14 protein-coding genes and 1 tRNA gene are annotated in these 21,119 nt (G+C 64.8%); 6 read left to right on the top strand and 9 right to left on the bottom strand.

Annotation, left to right across the window (positions count from 1 at the left end; all coding sequences use genetic code 11):
• Nucleotides 1-57 precede the first annotated feature (57 nt).
• The 4 genes from HGB10_08415 to HGB10_08430 all read right to left on the bottom strand — a co-directional run bounded on the left by HGB10_08415 (nt 58) and on the right by HGB10_08430 (nt 4,866).
• Entirely contained in the window at nt 58-1,074 is a 1,017-nt protein-coding gene (locus tag HGB10_08415) for a L,D-transpeptidase (protein NTU71825.1), read from the bottom strand.
• 123 nt (nt 1,075-1,197) lie between these two features.
• On the bottom strand, nt 1,198-3,915 hold the full coding sequence (locus HGB10_08420) for a hypothetical protein (protein NTU71826.1): 2,718 nt from the start codon (nt 3,913-3,915) through the stop codon (nt 1,198-1,200).
• Between the two features lie 46 nt (nt 3,916-3,961).
• Nucleotides 3,962-4,429 (bottom strand): YaiI/YqxD family protein, encoded by a 468-nt coding sequence (locus HGB10_08425; GenBank protein NTU71827.1) that lies wholly within the window; start codon nt 4,427-4,429, stop codon nt 3,962-3,964.
• On the bottom strand, nt 4,426-4,866 hold the full coding sequence (locus tag HGB10_08430; GenBank protein ID NTU71828.1) for a hypothetical protein: 441 nt from the start codon (nt 4,864-4,866) through the stop codon (nt 4,426-4,428). Before HGB10_08430 ends, HGB10_08425 begins: the two co-directional genes overlap by 4 nt.
• Before the next feature lie 94 nt (nt 4,867-4,960).
• Between HGB10_08430 and HGB10_08435 the strand changes: the two genes are divergently transcribed.
• Together HGB10_08435 and HGB10_08440 are read left to right on the top strand one after the other, a co-directional pair.
• Entirely contained in the window at nt 4,961-5,272 is a 312-nt protein-coding gene (locus tag HGB10_08435; GenBank protein ID NTU71829.1) for a hypothetical protein, read from the top strand.
• 52 nt (nt 5,273-5,324) lie between these two features.
• Nucleotides 5,325-6,545, top strand: a complete 1,221-nt coding sequence (locus tag HGB10_08440) for a hypothetical protein (GenBank protein NTU71830.1) — start codon at nt 5,325-5,327, stop codon at nt 6,543-6,545.
• A gap of 7 nt (nt 6,546-6,552) precedes the next feature.
• Here HGB10_08440 and HGB10_08445 read toward each other — a convergent pair whose 3' ends face one another.
• Complete coding sequence (locus HGB10_08445; protein NTU71831.1) at nt 6,553-8,166, bottom strand: PAS domain S-box protein; 1,614 nt, start codon at nt 8,164-8,166, stop codon at nt 6,553-6,555.
• 259 nt (nt 8,167-8,425) lie between these two features.
• Here HGB10_08445 and HGB10_08450 point away from each other — a divergent pair, with 259 nt between their 5' ends.
• Nucleotides 8,426-9,688, top strand: a complete 1,263-nt coding sequence (locus tag HGB10_08450) for a PASTA domain-containing protein (GenBank protein ID NTU71832.1) — start codon at nt 8,426-8,428, stop codon at nt 9,686-9,688.
• Nucleotides 9,689-9,734: 46 nt separating this feature from the next.
• On the opposite strand, the gene HGB10_08455 is transcribed toward HGB10_08450, so the two are convergent.
• Nucleotides 9,735-11,354 (bottom strand): AbgT family transporter, encoded by a 1,620-nt coding sequence (locus HGB10_08455; protein NTU71833.1) that lies wholly within the window; start codon nt 11,352-11,354, stop codon nt 9,735-9,737.
• Nucleotides 11,355-11,401: 47 nt separating this feature from the next.
• Nucleotides 11,402-12,787 carry a M20/M25/M40 family metallo-hydrolase gene (locus HGB10_08460; GenBank protein ID NTU71834.1) on the bottom strand — a complete coding sequence of 462 codons (1,386 nt, stop codon included), beginning with the start codon at nt 12,785-12,787 and terminating at the stop codon, nt 11,402-11,404.
• Between the two features lie 201 nt (nt 12,788-12,988).
• Between HGB10_08460 and HGB10_08465 the strand changes: the two genes are divergently transcribed.
• Nucleotides 12,989-14,122, top strand: a complete 1,134-nt coding sequence (locus HGB10_08465; protein ID NTU71835.1) for an AI-2E family transporter — start codon at nt 12,989-12,991, stop codon at nt 14,120-14,122.
• 150 nt (nt 14,123-14,272) lie between these two features.
• Nucleotides 14,273-15,145 carry a PASTA domain-containing protein gene (locus tag HGB10_08470; protein NTU71836.1) on the top strand — a complete coding sequence of 291 codons (873 nt, stop codon included), beginning with the start codon at nt 14,273-14,275 and terminating at the stop codon, nt 15,143-15,145.
• A gap of 73 nt (nt 15,146-15,218) precedes the next feature.
• Here the strand turns inward: HGB10_08470 and HGB10_08475 are convergent, their stop codons facing one another.
• Nucleotides 15,219-19,637: a hypothetical protein gene (locus HGB10_08475; GenBank protein ID NTU71837.1), complete on the bottom strand. Its 4,419-nt coding sequence runs from the start codon at nt 19,635-19,637 to the stop codon at nt 15,219-15,221.
• Nucleotides 19,638-20,237: 600 nt separating this feature from the next.
• Nucleotides 20,238-20,314, bottom strand: a tRNA-Asp gene (locus HGB10_08480).
• Between the two features lie 141 nt (nt 20,315-20,455).
• Here HGB10_08480 and HGB10_08485 point away from each other — a divergent pair.
• Entirely contained in the window at nt 20,456-21,118 is a 663-nt protein-coding gene (locus tag HGB10_08485; protein ID NTU71838.1) for a cobalamin B12-binding domain-containing protein, read from the top strand.
• The last annotated feature ends 1 nt before the right edge of the window (nt 21,119 follow it).

Raw genomic sequence — 21,119 nt, forward strand, 5'->3', positions numbered from 1 at the left:
CGTTGCTAGGGGTGAATCAGGTGCGCGTGGGTCACGCCGCGAAATACCCTGCTCGGACTATTTCACGATCCACACGGTGGTGCCCACCGGCACGCGCGGGTAGAAGTCCTCGACGTCCTTGCGCTTCATTCGCATGCAACCGTGGCTCGCAGCATGTCCGATCGACCACCACTTCGCAGTGCCGTGGAAACGGATGCCGGAGGCGTTGATGTAGATCGCGCGGGTGCCGAGCGGGTTGTTGGGCCCCGGGCCGATGACGGACGGCATGTTCTTGGCCCAGGCGCTGCCCGGATTGTGCCACGACGGATTCTTCTTCTTGCCGGTGACCTTCCACTTGCCCGTGGGTGTCGAGAATCCCGGCATCCCGATGGCGATCTTGTACTTCTTCTCGATTCCGGTACCCCGGTACAGCTTGACCTGATAGTGGCTGAGCACCACGAGAATCGCCTTGGGGATGTTCTTGCGGGTGACCTTGGGCTTGAGCGTGGTCAGCGGCACCGTGATCGTCGCGGGCACCGCGGCAACGTCGGCGAGCTCAATTGTCACGGCGCTCCTGAGCAGCGAGATCGTAGCGGTCTTGTTCACCTTGTGGCCGTCGGCCTCCTTGGTGACGTACAGCGAGTGGCCCTTGCGCTTGCGCACGGCGTTCTTCGCCTTGTGGTCGATGGCCTTGGCGGCCATGTTGTACCAGGTCGTGACGATGCCGGTGGAGATGCTGTAGGTCGGTGCGAGCGCGAACGGCGTGGCCGTATCGACCGCCGAGTACGCGGACGCGAGCATCGCGTCGACGTTGAGCGACACGGCACGAGCCGGCTTCTGGACGGTGACGGTGTGGCCGTCGCCCTGCATCACGAGCGGCAGCAGGGTCGGCACGGGAGCGGCGCTTGCGATCGCGGCGCGTGCCTGGACGTCGTCCATTCCGAACAGATCGACGCCGTTGACGGTCGCGTGGCTCGGGATGCCAGCGTCGACGAACGCAGGCTCGTACGCACCGTACGCGGGCACACTGCCGAGTACGAGAGCGAGAGCCAGCGAGAGCGCGAGCAGCGAGCGAATCTTGGTGAAGCGATGCATGGGAGCCTCCGGCAGATGAATACGGTTTGCACGCGCAGTATAGGGGGGTGCTGCAGGTAAGCGCTAGCGAATCGTTGCACCACGCGGCAACGAATCGGCAACGGCGTTGCCCTCACAACGGCGTCACTTCACCGAGAAGTACCGGTACGCGCTCTTCTTCGGGGCGTAGGATTCACCGCCCTGATAGATCGCATACGCCCGATACGACACCCTTCGACTTACCGAGAGAGTCTTCCTGTAGGTGGTCTTGCCGCTCGCGACGTAGTTGCTTACGAGCCAGGAACCGACCTTGATCGTGTAGCCCTTGCTGCCCTTCCGATATAGGTAGATGCGGGTCTTCCCACCCACACGCTGCGTGATCGTGCCCTTGATCGTGAAGCTCTTGCCCTTTCTGGGCGTGCTCGGGGACACCGTGGGCTTGGCCATCGTGGGCGCAGGGCGCTTGAAGGTGATGGTGGCGCTCGTTTCGATCCAGTTCTCGGCAAGATCGCCGATACGGACACGCACCACCTTTGCCCCGTCGTATCCGGGCACGGTCGCAGCACTTGTGTCCGCGAAGGCGCGGATGTAGTCCCATCCACTACCCGAATCGATCTGCATGTACTTGATGCCGCTGCCCCCGACGTTGTCGGTCGCGGCGAGCGACACGGTGATCGCTCGGCTCGAGGTGCTTGTCGCTCCGCCGTTGATGCGGATGCTCGCCTCTGTCGGCGCGGTGGTGTCGACGCGAATCTGCATCGACTCAGGCGAACCGGTCGCGATCTCGGACGCCGAGAAGTAGCTGATGGTGTGGCTACCTTCGGTGCTCGGCACTGCCACGGTGGTGTCCGTCGAGCTCTCCCACGAACCGCTGTCGGTGCGATACCAGGTGGTGCCGGTCGCGCCGCGGACGAGCCGTAGCGCGACCGGGCTACCGTGCCACCCCTCGATCTCGCCGAGCGTACTCGTGTCGATGACCGATGCCATGAGGGTCGGCGCGACAAGCGACATCGCTTCGAGCCCGGCCGCCGTGCTGCGCACCAGGAGCGCGCCGTCCCCGCTGCACGCAAGTGCCATGGTTCGACCGTCGCTCGCCGATAGACACACCCACGTCGAGCCGCTGTCGGTGCTGCGGTAGACACCGCCATCGGACATAACCGTGAACATGTCGCCCGACTCCGACGAGACGATGCGACCGCAGTTCTCGGCGGGCCAGCCCGTGACCGCGGCAAACGTCTTACCGTCGTCCGTGGAAACCTGCGCGCCCAGTGCGCCGAGTCCTGTGAGGTAGATTCGGCCGTCAGGGGCCGTCGCGAGATGCTTGGCCGAGGTGCCGGTCGCAGCGGCGGCGTCAGCCCATGCACCTGCGCCATTCGAAAGCGATCGCACGGTCGGCTGACCCAAACCAGCCACGGCGATGTCGCCGTCGTTGCTCACTGCGGCGGCATCGATTCCGTTGGCTAGCAGCAGGCCGGTGGCGGTCAGGTACGTCCACACGCCATCACCCTCATGCGCGATCGATACCTGGTCGTACTGGCCGATCACCGTGGTGTCGCCATCCGGAGACACGGCCACGGAGTACGGATCGCTGCCGGTCGGCGGCCACGTCGCCCACGATGCGCCGTCGCTCGTGCGCCAAAGACCGGCGCCGTTGCCTGCGAACGCCCGGTCCTGCCACGAATGCAGAAGCCGTATCGGGGCCGAGTCCCACAGGCCCGTCACCGCCTGCCAGGTCGCGCCCTCATCGGCCGACCGGAAGGTCCCGGCCGGGCTGCCGTCGGGTTGCTCGGTCAGCGCGAATATCGAACCGTCCTTCGTGTGGGTGGACTGCGTCAGCACGAGCGGAACGAGCCCCTCGTTGGCGTACTCGAAGCCCCCCGCCGAACTGCGCCGTGCGAAGACGCCCGAGCCCGAGAACCCCGCCAGCAGTTGCCCCGCGCTCACGTGCAGTTCCTGGACGCTGTCTCCGGGCAGGCCGCCGGCGGCGGCGGTCCAGTTCGCGCCGCCGTCATCGGAGGCGAAGACCCCCTCGCCACCGACCGCGATGTACATGGTGCCCGCCATGTCAGCGACGTCGTAGCACCACTTGTCGGAGACCTGAGCCCACGTGGCCCCGCCATCGATCGAGCGCCAGAGGCCCGATGTGGCGGCGACGTAGACCCTCGCGCCGGCGACTCGTACTGCGTATACATTCAGATTCGCCGGAAGTGCGGCAATCGCCGTCCAGTTCACGCCATCATCAACCGACGTGTACGCCCCCGCGCTCCAGGTTCCCGCGAACAACGTCGTCGCATCACAGTCGAAGGCCGTCATGGCGAATGCCGGCGCGGTCGTCGCCGTGACCCACGTCGAGCCATGGTCTACCGAGCGCCACCACGTGCTCGCACCCGTCACCAGTGTGCCGGTATAGGCGCGTCCTACCGACGTGTATGCGGAGCCGGTGAGCTGCGGGATGTTGCCGGTCACGGGCCACGATGTCGCATCCGCTGACAGCCGAGTCATGCCTTTGGATGTCGCGGCGATGAGCGAACCGTCGAATGCGTACACGGCGTCTGTCGCGTAACGATAGCCGCCGAGGTCCCAATCTGCGGCGACAGGCGTCCACATCTGGCCCGTGTTGGTAGTTTCGTACACACCGTCGAAGCTCAGCGAGCCCACCACATGACCGGATTCTGTGCCCGGCCGCAACGAGATGACTCGGGCACCGCGCGGGGTGCTGCTCGCGGGCGTCCACACATTCTCGCCGGCGAAAGCGGGTAGTGCGCCAAGAGCGGAACCAACCACCAGGGCGAGTACTGTCGCGGCCGCGACACGATGCGACGTGGTGCGCGCACGGGTAGCGCGCCGGCGATGTACGCTCATTCGAAATCCCCTTACGTCGGCCGGACCCCCCACGGGCTCGTCCTATTTAGGGAGTATCGGCGCGTTTCGCCTCTCGAATGAGCCATTCGAGCGCCTCCGAGAAGTGCTCGCGATCTTCGTCAGTGAAAGCCGCCGGGCCACCGTGCCGACCACCGGCCCGGCGGAGCTTCTTCTGCTCGTGGCGCACGAGGAGTTCTGCATCGATGCTCGCAACGTGATAGCGGCGCCCGCGTGGCGAGATCGCGTGCGCGCCCCGCCCGAGCACCATCGCGGCCAGCCCGATGTCTTGGGTGACCACGACGTCACCGGGCTGCAGCACTTCGATGATCGCGAAGTCGGCTGAGTCCGCCCCGGTACCCACGTTCACGCACTCGACACCGGCGCGCCCTTCGTAGCGGGCGAAGTTCTGGTTCACGTTGGCGACAAGCAGCACCTTCAGGCCGGCTGCTCGCGCGATCGTGATCGCCTCGCGGGTCACCGGGCAGGCGTCGGCATCGACGATGAGCGTGCTCACAGCGCGCCCTCCTCGGCGGATGGCCACAGTGCGCAGACCCACTCGTTACACAGCGGCGCGCGGTACTCGCGCGGAAGCAGGCAGCCGGTGTCGGGATGGCAGAACGCGCACTTGCGAGTGTCGACCCACAGCGGAAGTAACGCGCGATAGGAGTCGCCCTCGGGCGTGGGCAGATGGCTCAGGCGCGGGTCGTGCAGCGGCGTGACGCCCGCCTCCCCCGCTTCGTAGCCGGCGTCGGTCACGCGCAGCGCACCGCTGTCGGTCAGGCGCTGCTCCCACAGAGCGATGTACTCGGTCAGCCAACCGTCGCCGGCGTAGGTGCCGTCGTCGTCGTTAGCGAGGAAAAGGGCACAGCACAAACCACCGCACTCGTGGCACAGGGCGTAGTCCTCAGGTGAGGTCACAACATCCGTGGCGTCATCGGCAGAATCCGGCATGTGCACCCCCCTGGTCATCTCCACAGTATCTCCGCTTGTGACTCCAAGCGTACGTCCCCATACTCTCATGTGAACACGACCCATGGAGAACAGCTTGCCGATCGTCTCGCCACCTATCGCGCTCACTCCGCTCGCCATTGTGCTGGTGGCGTTCTTGGTGCTTGCCGGGATGTTCGCTCCCGCGCTGTGCGTGGAGAGCTCGTGCGCTGAGTGCGTCGCTTTGTGCTGCAGCGCATCGCACGTCCCCGCCGGCGAGCGGGTGCAGCGCGCGCGAAGCGCACTTCGCCCGCTGACTGTGCGCATCGCCAACGCGGTCGCGCCTTCCGGGCGGTCGGCGACGGTCCCGGCACTCGCCCACGAGCTCATCGGTATCCCGCTCTCGTCGTCCACGGCACTTCGGGTCTGAGTCGAACTGACATCTCGCTCGTCGTCGGTCTCGCTCAGGTCAGGAGTTCTCAATGCGCATACTGCTTCGCAACTTCATGCTCGCCGCCGTCGTCGCGGCGTCACTCGCAGCAAGCACCGCCGTGGCTGCCCCCGCAAAATGGGAGAGCGTGCATGTCACGCTGCACACCGAAGACGGCAAGGGGATGCTTCTCATCGCGGGCGAACTGCCCGCATCGACCAAGCTCCCGGCCGAGGCCTCGCTCAGCGTGCCGCCCGGCTCCAAGATCGAGTGGTTCGGCGAGATTCTCGGCGGCCCGCCGGCAAACGACCCTGAGGTCAAGTACACGCGTACCGCCGGCAAGGGCGCGGACGACTACAGCTTCGTACTGCGACAGGCTCGCACCGCTCAGGCTGAGATCCCCAGCACATCGGGCCTCTTGTTCGACGGCACGAACTACCGGCCGTCGATCTCCTGGACCGCAGGCAGCGACGTCCCGAACGTGCAGCTCACAGTGCGCATCCCTGACGGCGCCACGATCACGGAACCTGCCGAGGGCGCGAGCACGCAGCCTGGCGAGGAAGGTTTCAGCTTCTACACGAAGTCATTCCGCGATGTGAAGGCCGGGGACAAGCTCGAACTCGCACTCGCATACGCGCCCCCGGCCGCCGGCACGACCACGGCCGCGACTCAGCCCGCAGGGGACTCGAGCGGCATGATCGTGGTCGGCATCATCGTGCTCGTCATCGGTGGGGCGGCCCTGCTCGCGTTTCGCAAGAAGACGGCGCCACTCGACGAGATCGTGGCCGATGAAGGCGACGAGACCGGCGCCCCCGAGCAGACCGAGAGTACGACCGTCGAGTCTGCCTCTGATGAGGATGCCGCGCTACCGGCGACCCCCAGCGGCGCAGCGAGCCGCAAGCGCCTGTTCGTGGTGGTGGCGGTCGTCGGCGCGCTGGTGGCGCTGACCGTCGTGGTCACGGGACAGGGCGCCAAGCCCAAGGCCATCGGCGGCGTGGTCACCGAGACGTTCGCGCAAGGTGAGCCGTGCGTCACCTCGACGCTGGCGCTTTCGCTGCCGGCTGACACCGATCCCGCATCGGCTGCCGAGTCGCTCCTGGCCCCGCTGCGTACCGCGACCGGGCTGAAGTCCGCGACGTTCGATGCGTCCAAGGGCACGCTGCAGGTCGGATACTGCGAGTCGGAGACGACCGAGGACGCACTGCGCACGCTGCTTGCGCCGACCGGATTGCTCGCGGCAGGCGGAGGCGCGCCTGCGGCTCAACCCCAATAGCCGCCGACTACAGCGCCAGACGACCGGCGGAGTGCAGATGCTCGCAGGCCGCGATGACATCGGAGTCGTAACGCTCCGGGTGACCGGAGACCTCGTCCATAGCCGCATCGAGACCCAGCGCCGGACGGTATGGGCGGTGAGCCGACATCGCGTCAAGCACGTCGGCGACCATGAGAATCCTGGCGGCCACGAGTATGTCGTCGCCTGCCAACCCGTTCGGGTAGCCGGTGCCGTCCATGCGCTCGTGGTGCTGTAGCACGATGTCTGCGATCGGCCAGTCGAAGTCGATGTCTTTGAGGATGTCGTAGCCTGCCTGCGAATGCACCCGGATCAAGTCGAACTCGACATCCGACAACTTGCCCGGCTTCGTGAGGATCTCGGTTGGCACCGCGAGTTTGCCGACGTCGTGCACGAGCGCAGCAACCTCGATGCCCTCGACGTCGCCGGAGGACATGCCCATCTCCTGAGCGATCACGCTGCTGAGGCGAGCGACGCCCTGCTCGTGGCCCTGCGTGTACGGGTCTCGCGCTTCAACGACCTTGCCCATGGTCGCCGTGATGTTGCGCAGCACCCGCTCCAAGCGCTCGTTTGTCTCGACCAGCAAGCTCTCTGACCGCTTGCGTGCCGTGATGTCATGCAGGAACGCCGAGAGCCGGCCGCCATCGGCTGGGTCGTAATGCACGCCCACCTCGACGTCGATGATCGTGCCGTCCCGGCGACGCTGCCGGGTCTCGAACCGGTCGGCCCCACTGAGCATGATCTCCTTGATATGCGCGACGGTCTGGCCAGAGGATTCGACCGCCTCAAGGTCGGAGATCCTCATACCGAGCAATTCGGCCTCGGAGTACCCGGTCATCTTGCAGGCCGCATCGTTGACGTCAGTCAGGCGTCCCTCCATGTCGACCTGCATGAACCCGTCCAGCGCAGTGTGAAGGATCGTTCGATAGCGCTCCTCGCTACTCCTCAACGCGCGCTCCGTACGCTTTCGGAGGAACGCCTCGCCCAGATGCATGCCTACGTCCTCAAAGCATTCGACCATCTCGATGGTGAACGCGTTGTGCCGTCTGTCGGCGAGATGGAGCAGGCCGACCAACTCGCCCTGGCTCCATATGGGAATCAGTGCAATCGACATGAACCCCTCGTGGATGCACACGTTGCGTGGATTGTGACGCGGGTCCTCCTCGGCGGTAAGGTCGAGGAAGGGCAGCGAGTCGTTGGTCCAGATGCTGCCGCCCGGAGTCGCGAAGGGGCTCCCGGGCTCCAGCTTGCCCGAGAGCATGAGGCCGCAGGTGCACTCCATGATCGCCGAGCCGTCGTCCTCGCGGCACACGACACCGTCCGCATCCCTCTCTAGGACGCTGCCCTCGGTCGAGATGAACCCAGGGGTGAAGCCATCCACGCCGTAGTACGGGAAGTCCTCGCCATGGCGCATGCGGATTCCAACGGCATGCACGCCGCTCTCGTTCTTGATGAGCGCCAGGACTCGACGAATCGACTCAGCCTCGTCCTCGGACGCGTTGATCTCGCTGAGGATCGCGCGGCCCATCTCACGGAAGCGCGAACGGATGTCGGACGGATCCTCCGCATGCGCTACGGATGCGTCGATGCGCTGATCTTCCATGGTGCCTCCCCACACCGAGTGGCCACCGCGAGCGTGACCTTGTGTCCTCCCCCCAGAGGACATTCGTGCTCTGTGTGTGTACCCATTATCAAGCGTGAATCATCGGGGGAGACGGTACGGACGCCTGCGCGGGCACTCGTACGAGCCCGAGTACCTGCGAATCGACCGGCGAAGGCGGGGCTCAGGTCGCTGCACAAACGGGAAGAAAGACACTAGGGAGACCGAGGCGTCTCCCCATCAAAGAATACGAGGTGGACTCATGACGGACTCATCGGGCGCGACCAAGAATCGCACGCCCCTACCCGTCTCACTCTGGATTGGCCTGGCCGCAGCCGCAGTTGTCATCATCGGACTGGTGCTCTGGAGTCAGTCGGGCGGTGGGAAGGTCGAAGTACCGGACGTCGTTGGCAGCGATCAGACGGCCGCCACGCAATCCCTGCAGTCGGTCGGGCTGGCGCTGGGCGCCGTCTCCCTGGAAGCCACTGACGCGGCAGCGGGCACCGTGCTCGCTCAAGACCCCGCGGGCGGCGTGAAGGCCGAGAAGGGCGCATCGGTCGCACTCACGATCTCGGAAGGTCCCGCACGCGTTGAGGTGCCCGAACTCATTGGACTGACGCAGTCGGAGGCGGAGAAGGCGCTGTCGGATGCAGGGCTTGAGAGCACCAACACCGTCGAGTACGACACGCTCGTCGAGAGCGGTTCGGTCATCGACCAGCTGCCCGCTGCCGGTGAGAAGGTGTCGCCCGGCTCGACCGTGGGACTGCTGCTCTCGATCGGCAAACGGCCTTCGACCACGATCAAGGTGCCGAATGTGACCCGGAAGACGCAGCGCCAGGCCCAGACCACGTTGCGCGAGGCCGGGCTGGCGGCCTACATCGTGATGGCGAATGACTCGAGGGTGCCCTCGGGCCTCGTGGCGCATCAGGCGCCCGCGGCCAACGAGAAGGTCGAGCCCAGCACGATGGTGCTGATCACGATCTCGACGGGGCCTGCGCCGGCTGCCGCCGTGGCTGTGCCGGATGTCGTCGGCTCCCAGCAGGCAGCCGCGCTCACGAAGCTCGAGGCCCAGGGACTGAAGGCTCGGGCGATCGAGATGTACAGCGCCAAGCCCAAGGGGCAGGTCGTCGAGCAGGAGCCCGTCGCCGGAGTGAAGGTCGCCTCGGGCAGCACGGTCGGACTGCTGGTCTCGGCAGGGCCCGCGCCCGACAAGCCGCCAGCGAATCCCCCGACGTACCCCGACCCGCCGCCCGGTGAGGACGATCCGCCCCTCTACCCCGATCTTGACACGGTCGAGGTGCCGAAGGCGGTCGGTCGGGCAGCCGAGGACGCAATCGGCATCCTTCTGGACGCTGGCCTGCAGCCCATCGCCATTCCCACGCCCAACGACACCTACGAGGAAGGCGTCGTGTTCGAGCAGGTACCCGATGCGGGCGAGGTCGTCTACAAGGGCTACAGCGTGATGCTCTTGGTGTCGTCCGGCCCTGCGGAGTCGGAACCAGCCGAGCCTGACGCAACGCCGTAGGTGGCGGCCTGTATCACCGGCTGAGAGTCGGTCCCTGAGGCGAGTCTCAGAGCGCCGGCCCGAACGGGATGCCGAGCAGGTACCAGATCGCGAAGAACGCCGTCCACGTGACCGTGAGTGCGAGGAAGTATGGCAGCATCAGCGCGATGATCGTGCCGATGCCGGACCGCTTGTCGTATCGGGCAGCGAACACAACGATGAGCGGGAAGTACGCCATGATCGGCGTGACGATATTGACCGGTGAATCGGAGACTCGGTAGGCGGCGAGCACGACCGCTGGCGCCACGCCAAGGCGCAGGAAGAGCGGCACGAAGATCGGTGCCAGCAGCGCCCACTTTGCGATCGCCTGCGGCATGATGATGCCCACCACAAGCGTGATCAGCATCGCCCCGAGCAGCAGCCAGATCGAGCTGACGCTCATCCGCTCGATCGTGTCGCCCAGTCGCACCGCAGCGATCTGGGCCATGTTCGAGTAGTTGAAGTAGGCGATGAACTGCGCGATGAGCAGGAAGAGGAAGAGCAACCCTGCCAGACCCGACCAGGACTTCGTGATCGCGCCGATGATCTCGTCGCTACTCTTGATGGTTCCCGCGCCTCGACCATAGCCGAGGCCGGCTGCCAGGAAGACGAGCGCGATGATGACGATGAGGCTGTCCATGAAGGGCGAGGTGCCGATGACCGCCCCCGTCAGGGGATCGCGCAGCGGCGAGCCTGAAGGAAGGGTGAGCAGCGCGATGATCGCGGTGATGATGACCAGCCCGTAGCCCGCCCAGCGAAGCCCCTTGGCGTCCTGCTCGGGAGTGATGCCCGCGAACGCGTCGGACTCCTCGGCCTTCTCGTCGCCGCTCGGCGCCACTGCAGGGTCGTACGCTCCGAGCCGCGGCTCAACGATGCGCGACGTGACGAGCGCAAGCACGATGGTCAGCAGGATGGTCGAAGCGATGCCGAAGTAGAGGTTAGCGGTGATGGCAACCGACTGCGCCGGATCGACGAGGTGGATCGCCTCGTTGGTGATCTCGGTGAGGATGGCGTCGGTCGGGGTCACGAGCAGGTTCACGCCGAAGCCCCCCGCGACGCCGGCGAACGCCGCCGCCATGCCCGCGAGCGGATGACGCTTGACGCTCATGAACGCCGCGGCCCCGAGCGGAATCAGCACCAGGTACCCTGCGTCAGACGCGATGCTCGAGATGACGCCGAGGAACACGATGATGTAGGTCAGCGAACCCACCGAGGAGACCGCGACCAGCTTTCGGATGAGCGAGGCGATCAGCCCCGAGAGTTCGGCGATGCCGACTCCGATCATGACGATGAGGATGATGCCCATCGCCGTGAAGCCCATGAAGTTGCGCACGAACGACGTGAAGAGGAAGCGGATTCCCTCGACGGTGAGCAGACCACGCGCCTTGACCGTCTCGGTGACGACCTTGTAGTCGCCCGCGTCGGCCTGCTCGGCAGGAAGTGCCTCGCCGGGCAGACTCGAACCGCCAACGTCGATCTGCTCGACGGGGACGGCCGGCGGCTTGATGACCTCGTAGGTCGCGCTCGCGCCCGTCCAGTAGAGCACCTGCGACAACACGATGATGCCGACACACATCCCGAGGAACAGTAGCGCCGGATGCGGCACCTTGTTGCCTACGCGCTCGATGATGTCGAGCACGCTCGCCATGATGCCGGCCTTCTTCGGCGCACCGGTCGCCGCTGCAGTCTCCGTGCTCACGAAGCACTCCCATCAGACGCCGGGGCCATCCTGCCGAGGAAGTCGGCGATCGCGACCGTGGTCTTCTCGAACTCATCGAGCATGACGCGCTCGTTGGGGCCGTGGATGTTGGCGAACCCGTCGGTCGCGCCGCCAAGCACGATGACGGCTTCCGGTGCGGCCTGCGCCAGCGCGCTCACGAGCGGGATCGAGCCGCCGGCCCCGGCCGCTACGGTCGGAGTGCCCCACGCGGCCGTCCAGGCGCTCTCGGCGGCGGCATAAGCAGCACTCGTGGTGTCAGCCGCAAAGCCGTTGCCTGTGGGCCCGGGCGTCACGGTGAGCGTGATGCCGAACGGGTTGACCTGCGAAAGATGGCGAATCACGGCGGCTTGCGCCTCGCCCGCGTCCTGTTTGGGATGGACGCGTACGTTGATGATCGCGCGGGCGTACGGCTGGACGGCATTGAGCGCACCGTCGACGGGAGGCGTGTCCATGCCGATGACGGTGATTGACGGGCCTGTCCACACTCGGCTGCCGAGCGTGCGCGTGCCGATGAGCGGCTGCCCGTCGACGACTTCGGCGAGCTCGGCGAACTCGGCCTCGTCGGGGCCGCCGGCGGTCCACTCGTCGCGGAGCAAGCCTTCGACCGCGACGTCGCCGCTGTCGTCGTGCAGCGTTGAGAGCGCGCGGACGACCGCGAGCAGCGCATCCGGCGCCGCGCCGCCGTACGAGCCGCTGTGCTTCGCCGAGGCGATCGTGCGCGCTTCGATGATCACGTTGCACATACCGCGCAGCGAGGTGGTCAGCGTGGGCAGGCCCGGACGCAGGCTGCCCATGTCGGCGATGACCATCGCGTCGGCCGCGAACAGCGCGGGGTTTGTCGGCGGGTAGGTTGTGAGAGCGCCGCCGCCGACCTCCTCCTGGCCTTCGATGACGACCCGAACGCCAACGGGCGGTCGTCCGTCCCACGCGCGCAACGCACCGATAATCGCCATGATGTTGGACTTGGTGTCGCCGGCACCACGTCCGAACAGCGCACCATCGCGCACTTCGGGCTCGAATGCGGGGGTGTCCCACAGCGACTCGTCGCCAGCAGGCACCACGTCGTAGTGGCTGTAAAGCAGCACCGTGGGCGCACCGGCCGGTGCCTCGATCTCGCCGAGGATGATCGGCGCCGTGTCCGGCAGGTCGAGGCTGGTTACCGTGCAGCCAGCCTCCGTGAGTGCCGCGGTGATCCAGTCGCGGGCCTGCAAGAGCGGTGCATGCGTGTGAGCCGGATAGCCGACCTCGGATACCGAGGGGATTCGGATGAGATCTGCGAGTTCGGTGGTGAGTTGCGGCATGGCGGCGTTGACTCGGCCCTCGAGCTTCGAAGCCGCACCGGACGGATGATCGTCAAGCATGGGTGCCCCCAAGGTGTCCCGACTCCGTTAGTACTCCCGAAGATGATACCCCGCTTCTGTGCTCACAATGTTTCCGTTCACCCCATACTCCGTGGTCGACGGCGGGCGACTTCTCTCATAGGCTGAAGCAGGATCGCGCGCCTCGAGGACCATGGTGGATGCGCTCGGGTACACCCGCATCGCGCAAGAGGAGATCAGGGCATGACAAGACTCAGTGACAAGCTTCGAAGCGCAGGCAATCAGTTCGCCGCGGCCGGACCCGGCATCATGCCGGGATGGGTGATCAACGTCGCCATCGGCAGTCTGGCGTTCATCAGCGTGGTTGGCGTGCTCGTGATACTCGCCGCATTCCTCGGTGCGAGTTCAAGCATCTCGATTCCGCTGATCCTCGCGATGGTGATCGGGATGATCGCCTACCCGCTTGTCGAGAAGATGGTCGCGCGCGGCATACCAGCGCAGGGTGCTGCTGTCGCGGTTCTCGTTTTGCTCCTGGCCATCGTGGTCGCCACGCTCTGGGTCACATTTGCGGGAGTTCTATCGCAGTGGCCGAGCATCCAAGCTCAGATCCAAAGCGGGATCGCCGAGGGCGGCGCAGGGCTCGGCGCCTTGCGAATCGACCCGAATGTCGTGCAGGACATCATCGTCTCAGCCCGTCAGACCGCGAGTGGCGCAGACGCTCCACCGCTTGGTGGACTCGCGTCGATTCTCAGCAGGACGCTCGCCAGCGGCCTGTCCGGCGTGTTCGCGCTGTTCTTCGGCATCTTCATCGGCGCGATGCTGCTGTACTACGTGCTCGCAGACTTCCCCAACATCATCAGCTGGATGGGGAGCCATCTGGGCGGACTGCCCGAGGAGCTCGGCACCGAGATCGTGGGAGACGCCGTGCGGGCGATGCGTGGCTACTTCAGTGCGATGACGGTTTCCGGCGTCGTGGTGGCAACCGTGATTGGCGCCGTCATGCTGGTCATGGGCCTTCCGCTCGCCATTCCGGTCGCGCTTGTGACCTTCCTGACGAACTACATCCCGTTCTTTGGGGCAATCCTGTCGGGCGCGTTCGCGTTCTTCATCGCGCTGGGCGCGGGCGGCTTCTCGAAGGCCGTGACGATCCTCGTCGTCATTCTCGTGACCCAGAACCTGTTGCAGTCGATCATCAACGCCCGGCTCATGGGTGACTCGCTCAATCTCAGCCCCATCGTCGTGCTCGTGGCAACCATGATGGGCGGGATCTTCGGCGGTCTCTTGGGCGCAGCGCTGGGTGCACCGGTGGCTGCGCTGCTGGTGTCGGCGGGCGGGCGGCTCGCGGCCGTCGACTTTGATCAGCTGCCGGAGGAGTAGCGGCCCGACTGCTCTCGCAGCGGGAGTAACGGGGCTCGATCCCGGAGAGCCACCCCGATCCCACTCGGCGACCCTTTGCGCTACAGTCGGTCCGGCGCTACTCGGGTAGCGGCATCGGGGGATGCCTTCTTAGTACCAAGGGGGATTCGTATGAAGCGAACGCTGATCGTCGTCATGCTCATGCTTGTGATGCTTGCACTCACTGGATGCGGCACGGCGATTCCTGACACCAAAGGCATGACCCTCGCCCAGTCACAGGCTGCGCTCAAGACCGCAGGCTTCATCTTGGGCAAGGTCACCTACGACGAGAGTGCGCAAGGCTCCCCGGGGGCCGTGATTGCGCAAGAACCCGCAGGCGGCAAGACCGCCAAGCCGGGATCGACGGTCGTGCTGACGGTTGCAGGTCCGGCCCCCGTGCCGACACCTGATCTCGCCGGACTCAATAAGTTGAAGGCCGAGGCGGCGCTTGTAGCCGCAGGCCTTGTCCTGGGCGACGTGACCGAGTCCTACGATGCATCCATTCCTGCGGGCGTGGTCACCACGCAGACACCGACACCGCGTGAGGAAGCACCCCGCGGATCAATGGTCGCACTCGTCATCAGCAAGGGTCGCGAACCGGTGTCCGTGCCGAACGTGAAGGGTAAGCCGCAGAAGAAGGCCGAGGCGATCCTCAAGAACGCCGGCTTCCGCGTGAAGGTGGGCAAGCAGGCCAACAAGGCGAGGAAGGGTACCGTCATCGCCCAGAAGCCGTCCGGCGGCAAGGCGCGTCCCGGAAGCACGATTCTACTCAAGGTGTCCACGGGCGTGGTCATGGTGAGGGTGCCCAACATGCGCGGGGTGTTCATGTCCAACGCGGAGGCGCGACTCAAGGCCGCAGGTTTCAGGGTGACGAGCACCGGTGTCTACGCCGGTGACGGGGGGCAGACGACGGATGGCACAGTCTACAAACAGAGTCCCGCCGCGGGCAGTACGGTCCCTAAGGGCTCTCGGGTGACGATTTGGTGGGGCTACGAGTACTCGTAGCCCGTGTCGCCGGAACGACGGTCGATTGGCTCTGTACGCTCCCGACCCGCCGTACAGCCGCGATACAACGGGGCTACTTCACCGTCACCTTGGTCGCCCGTGAGTACGTTTTCAGGCACACGCCCAACTTCGCCGGCACGTACCAGCGGTAGTAGCGCGTCCGCTTGCTCGTGATCTTGAAGGACTTGGACGCCCTGCCGGTCAGGCCCGTCTTGATTCGGTAGGTGTTGCTCCAGCTCTTCCCGGTCTTGGACGACTGGAGGTACACGTAGTGTCCCGCGACAGCCTTGCTGCCCCAGCCCTTGATCGAGGCCGAGAGCGTGAAACGAGCCACCCCGCGCTTGCGGGTGTAGGTCACGGACGATCTGTTCGGAGTCCGCGCAATGGACGCCGTCTTGATGTCCTTGGCGAAGGTTGCCGTGTAGGTGGCATCCGCTGTCACCGTGGCCTCGGTGCGGGTGGCGGCGGTCTTTCCATCCGACCATGACACGAATCGGTAGTTCGCGCTCGGGACCGCCGTAACGGGTGTGCCAGCCCCGTTGTATTCCACCGTCTGAGACGCGACGCCAGTGAGTGTGCCGCCGCTGCCCACGACGTAGCCCAAGCGGAAGTTGTTGATCGCGAAAGTGGCCGAGATCACACGGTCTGTGGAGATGTTCGCGAACGTGACCGAACTGCTTGCACCGATGGACTTGCCGTCTACGGTAACGTCGAGCGTGTGGTATCCGATATCCGGCGTGATGGTACAGGTGAGGCTCGAGCCTTCATCGACCGAGACCGTGCCGGATGGCGCGATCGAACCGTGGCCGAGCGGCACACTCGTGGAGATAACGTAGGTCGGAATCCAGGTCCCGGCGACATCGCACGTCGATGTCGGCCCGGTGTTTCCAGCTGCGTCGATTGGCGTCACGTTCAGGGTATGCGGCCGGGAGTCGGGGAGCGGGAGATCAACGCCCGTGTCGTAGGTGGTCAGCGTGTCGACACCGTCCAGGCCAACTTCATACCGAACGGTCGATGCGGTGTCGGAGGGCGAATCGGAGGGGGGCAACCAGGTCGTACGGGCGACCGGTGGGCCAGCCTCGGTCGTCAGGACTGCTGCGAGGTCCGCGGCCGTGGCGGGAGCGGTGGTATCGATGGTGAACCGCCTGCCGGCCCAGTCGGGGACTGGGAGCTGCGCACCGTCCGAGCCTGTCTGGCGCACGAGAATACCGTAGACGTAGTCTGGGAGCTCCAAGTCGATAGAAAAGTCCTCGGAGTGCGAGTCAAAGGCACCGTCCGAGACAGTCGCAGGGTGCCATGTCTCGCTGCCGTCAATCGAGTATTCCACGTTTGCGACTGTCGATGAGGTGTTCAGGGCCGTGCCGGTGAAGTGAACGGCGCTTGTCGGGCTCGGGTTGGCCGCGGGGCCATCGAGCGAGACTGAGAAGGCGTAGAAGTCGGCCGCAGAGTAGGAACGAGTCGTCGTGAGTCCCGGTCCCGAACCAGCATACAAATCGACACCATCGGTTTCACGGTAGATTAGCAAAGGCTCAACCGTAATTCTGCCGGGAATGATGACCGAGAGCGGAGAGGCGTCAATCGTAGCCACGATGGTGGCGGACTCATCCGATGCAAGGCTGGCCGTCCCTACGGCGGAGCCGATCTGCCGACCCGCGGCATCAGAGAGAACGGCAACTAGCGTGTAGGTGCCTTCGACAGATACCCGTATCGGCACCTCCACACCGAGTGCAGCGAGTGTCTCGCCTGGCCCCGGAGTCGTTGTCTCACCTATCGACCCGGTCACTGTAGCAACCTCATCTCCAACATCGAAGACGATGGTGTTGACGCGTTCGGCTGCCTGATGCGCGCCCTGCACGTGTGCAAGCCACCTACCGGGCACAGGCGGCGTGAACACCGCTGCATAGATGCCATCCGAAGCCGTCGTGTCGGGAGCCAATCCGTTGTCGCGAAAGACGAGTGCGACATCCGGATAGCCCCCCGAGCTGGCGATACCGGTCACGATGGCGTTGGTGAGCGGCACACCCGTAGCGGCAGCGAAGCCAGCCGTAAGGGTGGTTGCAGTGCCCGAGACAGGTGAATCCGCTCCTGAGATCAGCAGCTTCGCGCCTCCGGTGACGACGCCCCCTAGGACAACTTCGCCAGACACCCCCGACGGAAGGGTCACCCCGACTGCGTATCGTCCCGTGTTCGCCGGCTCTGCGCGAAGGAACGAGAAGACCGTCCCGTCAGTGCCCAGTTCCGCCCCGCTGGAGCCGCCCACCAGCGTGCCGTCCTCGTCATGAACAGTCACAGTCGGTGTGCCAGCACGCGAAGACGCGCGTATGCTTGCCGAGCCGTCGAGAGGAATGGTTACGTAGCTAGTGGCATCGGAAGATACCAAGACCGTCCTCCGCGGAATGGTCACGGAGGCCCCGGGGTCAGATCCGGCAATCTCGGCAGACTGGGCGGCTGTTTGTGAACGACCGGCACCAGCACTGCGTGATGCGGTGTCGCGAGACCCAATGGACGCAATGGCGGCGGCGATCTCCGGCATCAACCCGTTACTGTCCTTCTGTGGAACTAGTTCACGATACTTCACGCCGTTGTAGGTGCGGTTAGTGCCGGGATAGAACGCCGAATGGGTGTAGGTGGAGTGCTCCGAGAACTTACCGCCACCAAAATCGCGGTCGAGCGCATCATCGAGGACTCCGAAGGCGTCTTTCAGCGACCCAATCGCCAGTGCGCCGTCGTTTGGCAGATTGCCATTGTACGAACTGAAGTCATGAGCCCATATCCACTGGTGGAGATCATCTCCGGTGGATGCCGGCATGGAGTCCAACGCTTTCGGAAGATACGTGCCCCCGAGCCTCCTCACGGGTACGCCAACCCGGCCCTTGTTGATCTTGTTCTTGTTCCACATACGCATGTGAGACGTAGAGAGGTCCTGAGTCGCATCGGACATCTGCATCATCCACTCATTCGATCCCTTGTTCGCCTCATCTGCGGTGCCCGATCCCCCGTTGGGGCTACCGAGCTGGATGATGCCCCGGATCTGCTTGCGCGTTGACTTCCAGTTTGGAGTATTCAGGTTCTCCCTCGCGAGCATCGACCGCGCGATCACGCCTCCGTAGGAATGGCCGATGAGTATCACCGGACGACCGTTGATCCTCTTCTGGACCTTCGATGATCCAAGCCATCCCGCGAGTTGCCTGATATTGGGTTCAAGCCGACCTGTGGAGTTGATGCAGTAGCCCCATGCAGCCCTGCCAGCGTCCACCGGCGAAATCCCCTGCTTGGTGGGCATCACGAGCACATCGGAGGCCCCGAGCTTGTCTCGGGCCACAGCCTGTTGGCCGATGTACGCCCAAGGATCCCCAAGGTTGTTGGAATCATTGGTCTCCCAGTCGGACCAAGCCCACGGCTGGGTCGCCCACCACCCGGTATTGCTGTTGAGGCCAGCCACTAGGACAAGGACTGGCTCGTCGGTCGCATGGCTGTCAGGAACGGGAGTAACCGGGCTGCCGATCTCCTTGACGAATACATCTAGCAAGCCGTTTGTGTCATCCGAAACCAAGTCTGGTGCGCTGGAAAGAAAGGCAACGTAGCGCCCGTTGCTGGACAGCACCGGCCCCATGTCGTATCCGGTACCTGGCGTCCCACTTGGATTCGCGGCCAAGCCGGTGGTCTGCCCCGTCTGGAGGTCCTTGAGATACACACGGTAGTTGGCCCCGAACCCATTCGGCATGCCGAAGTTGGTGGCCTGGGAGGTGAAAGCCACGTATCTGCCCGATCCTGAGATAGAGTTGTCCTGATCGGAATAGTGGTTCCCCTGCTGACCGTTTGATGCTGTCGAGACGCGAGCCGTCTCACCTGAATCAAGATCCTTCACGAACTGGTCTACAAGGTCGTTGGTGTCGTTCGGCACCAGACTCGACGCCGACGAAGAGAAGGCCACCTTACTGCCGTCTGCTGAGATGGAAGGACGATACGTCCAGCCGTTCGCGGGCGTGCCATCGGACGAGCATGAGACAAGACGGATTGCGCCCGTCACCCGATTCTTGACGAACACGTTACCGGGCGAACGCACGCCTCCCGCAACGAGGTTGGTCGCATCGGACACGAACGCCACCTGCCGGCCGTCATTCGACACGGCAGGTGCGAACGATGTGGCGTTGCCAGCGGTACCCTCGGACGTTGATGAGATCAGAGTCGTCTCGTTCGTCGCTCGATCCTTGAGGAACACCGAAACGATACCCGCGTCACCGCTCGGCGCCAGTGTGGGGGAGCTTGAGGAGAACGCGACGAACCGACCATCTCCTGAGATTGATATTCCTGAGATCGACAGGTTCGCACCAGTACAGGACGCTTGGGCACCTAAGGAGTCCGTCGACACTCGAAACAACTGCCCGTTCGTTGTGTCCTTGACGAAACAGTCTTCCTCACCGTTTGTATCGTCAGGCACCAAGTCGGCGGATACCGACTCGAACGCGATAAAGCGCCCGTCGGCCGACATTGCGGGGCGTCCGTTGACGCATCCGCGCGATGCCTGCGCGCCTGACGAATCGGTGTTCACTCGAGTTGTTGTCGAGGTCCACAGGTCCTTGAGGAATACGTCTTTGGCAGAGTTCGTATCCCCTGGGACCAGGTTCGGCGCATCCGATATGAAGGCGACGTAGCGGCCGTCATCTGATACCCGGGTGGGCCACGTAGAATGGCCTGCACCCTGCGTGCCATCAGACGCCGTGGAGACTCTGACGATACTTCCTACACTCGCTACAGCCGCTACTGCAGGCTGAGAGTTGCAGGCGCACAGGACGGCAGCGGCCGTGAGGACCAACTGCACTCGTCCGGCGGCCACGCGCCAACCTACTGTGCGCCCAGTAGACCGGCGTGAAGACGTCTTGCGAAGCACCGGAACCATTTGCTTCCCCCTCGTGTAGCTCCGCCTCTGCTTGGCAGCAGCTTCCCCTCGACGCAGGGTATCACCCGCCTGCGGTCCACATTCTCGGGAGTCGCCCGTGTCCAATCCAGCACAAGACTCAAGTAGGGCGCAATCAACCCCCTCCCCAAACGAAACAAGCCGCCCTGCTCGGACGGCTTGCGTGAGTTCGTGTGGCGGGAGTAACGGGGCTCGAACCCGCGACCTCTGGCTTGACAGGCCAGCGCTCTAACCAACTGAGCTATACCCCCGAATGGGTAGCCGTCGCGAACGGACAGCGAAGGGGATTCTACCGACGACGCGCACCATTGTCTAGCGCGTGTACAAAGGGATACGCCCGAACGCCTCAAACGGCCGGAACGGGTATCATTCCCGCAGGACAGGAGGCACGCATGGCTGACCCCACACAAGGCACGACGTTCGCCGACAACCTTCGCACGGGCATCCAGGTCGCGTTGGCGAAGCGCGACCGCGTTGGCGCGGTCGAGCGCGCGCTCGATGCGGTTCACGCAGGTGACATCTCGATCGTCTCGCTCTACGTCGACGTGCTGAGCCCGCTGCTCGCGGGTATCGGCTCGGCGTGGTCGCACGGCAAGGAGCAGGTGTGGGAGGAGCACTTCGACTCGCACACGGTGCGCACGATCGTCGAGTCGCTCTACCTCGACGTGCAGCGTGAATCCGCCAAGGTCACCCCACGCGGTGAGCGCGTTCTGCTAGCCTGTCCGCCTCGCGAGCAGCACGAACTCGGCTTGCGGATGCTCTCCGACCGCTTCCAGCTCGCCGGCTACGACGTGACATTCCTCGGCGCTGATACGCCGCTCGACCAGATCATCGCCGCAGCCAAGGCGACCGACGCGAATCTCGTCGCGCTGTCTGTCTCGACCGTCTTCGAGCGCGTTGAGCTGCGCACCTTCGTCGACTCGCTTCGCGCACAACTGCCGGGGGCGCGCATTGTCATTGGTGGCCCGGCGTTCTCACGAGACCAGCACTGGCCCTCCGAGGACTTCCTCGACACGCACGAGCTCGGGCTCTTCGATCCCGCGACGGCTGGGTGAC

Source organism: Coriobacteriia bacterium (genome assembly GCA_013334745.1).
In the GTDB taxonomy this organism is placed as follows: Bacteria; Actinomycetota; Coriobacteriia; order Anaerosomatales; family JAAXUF01; genus JAAXWY01.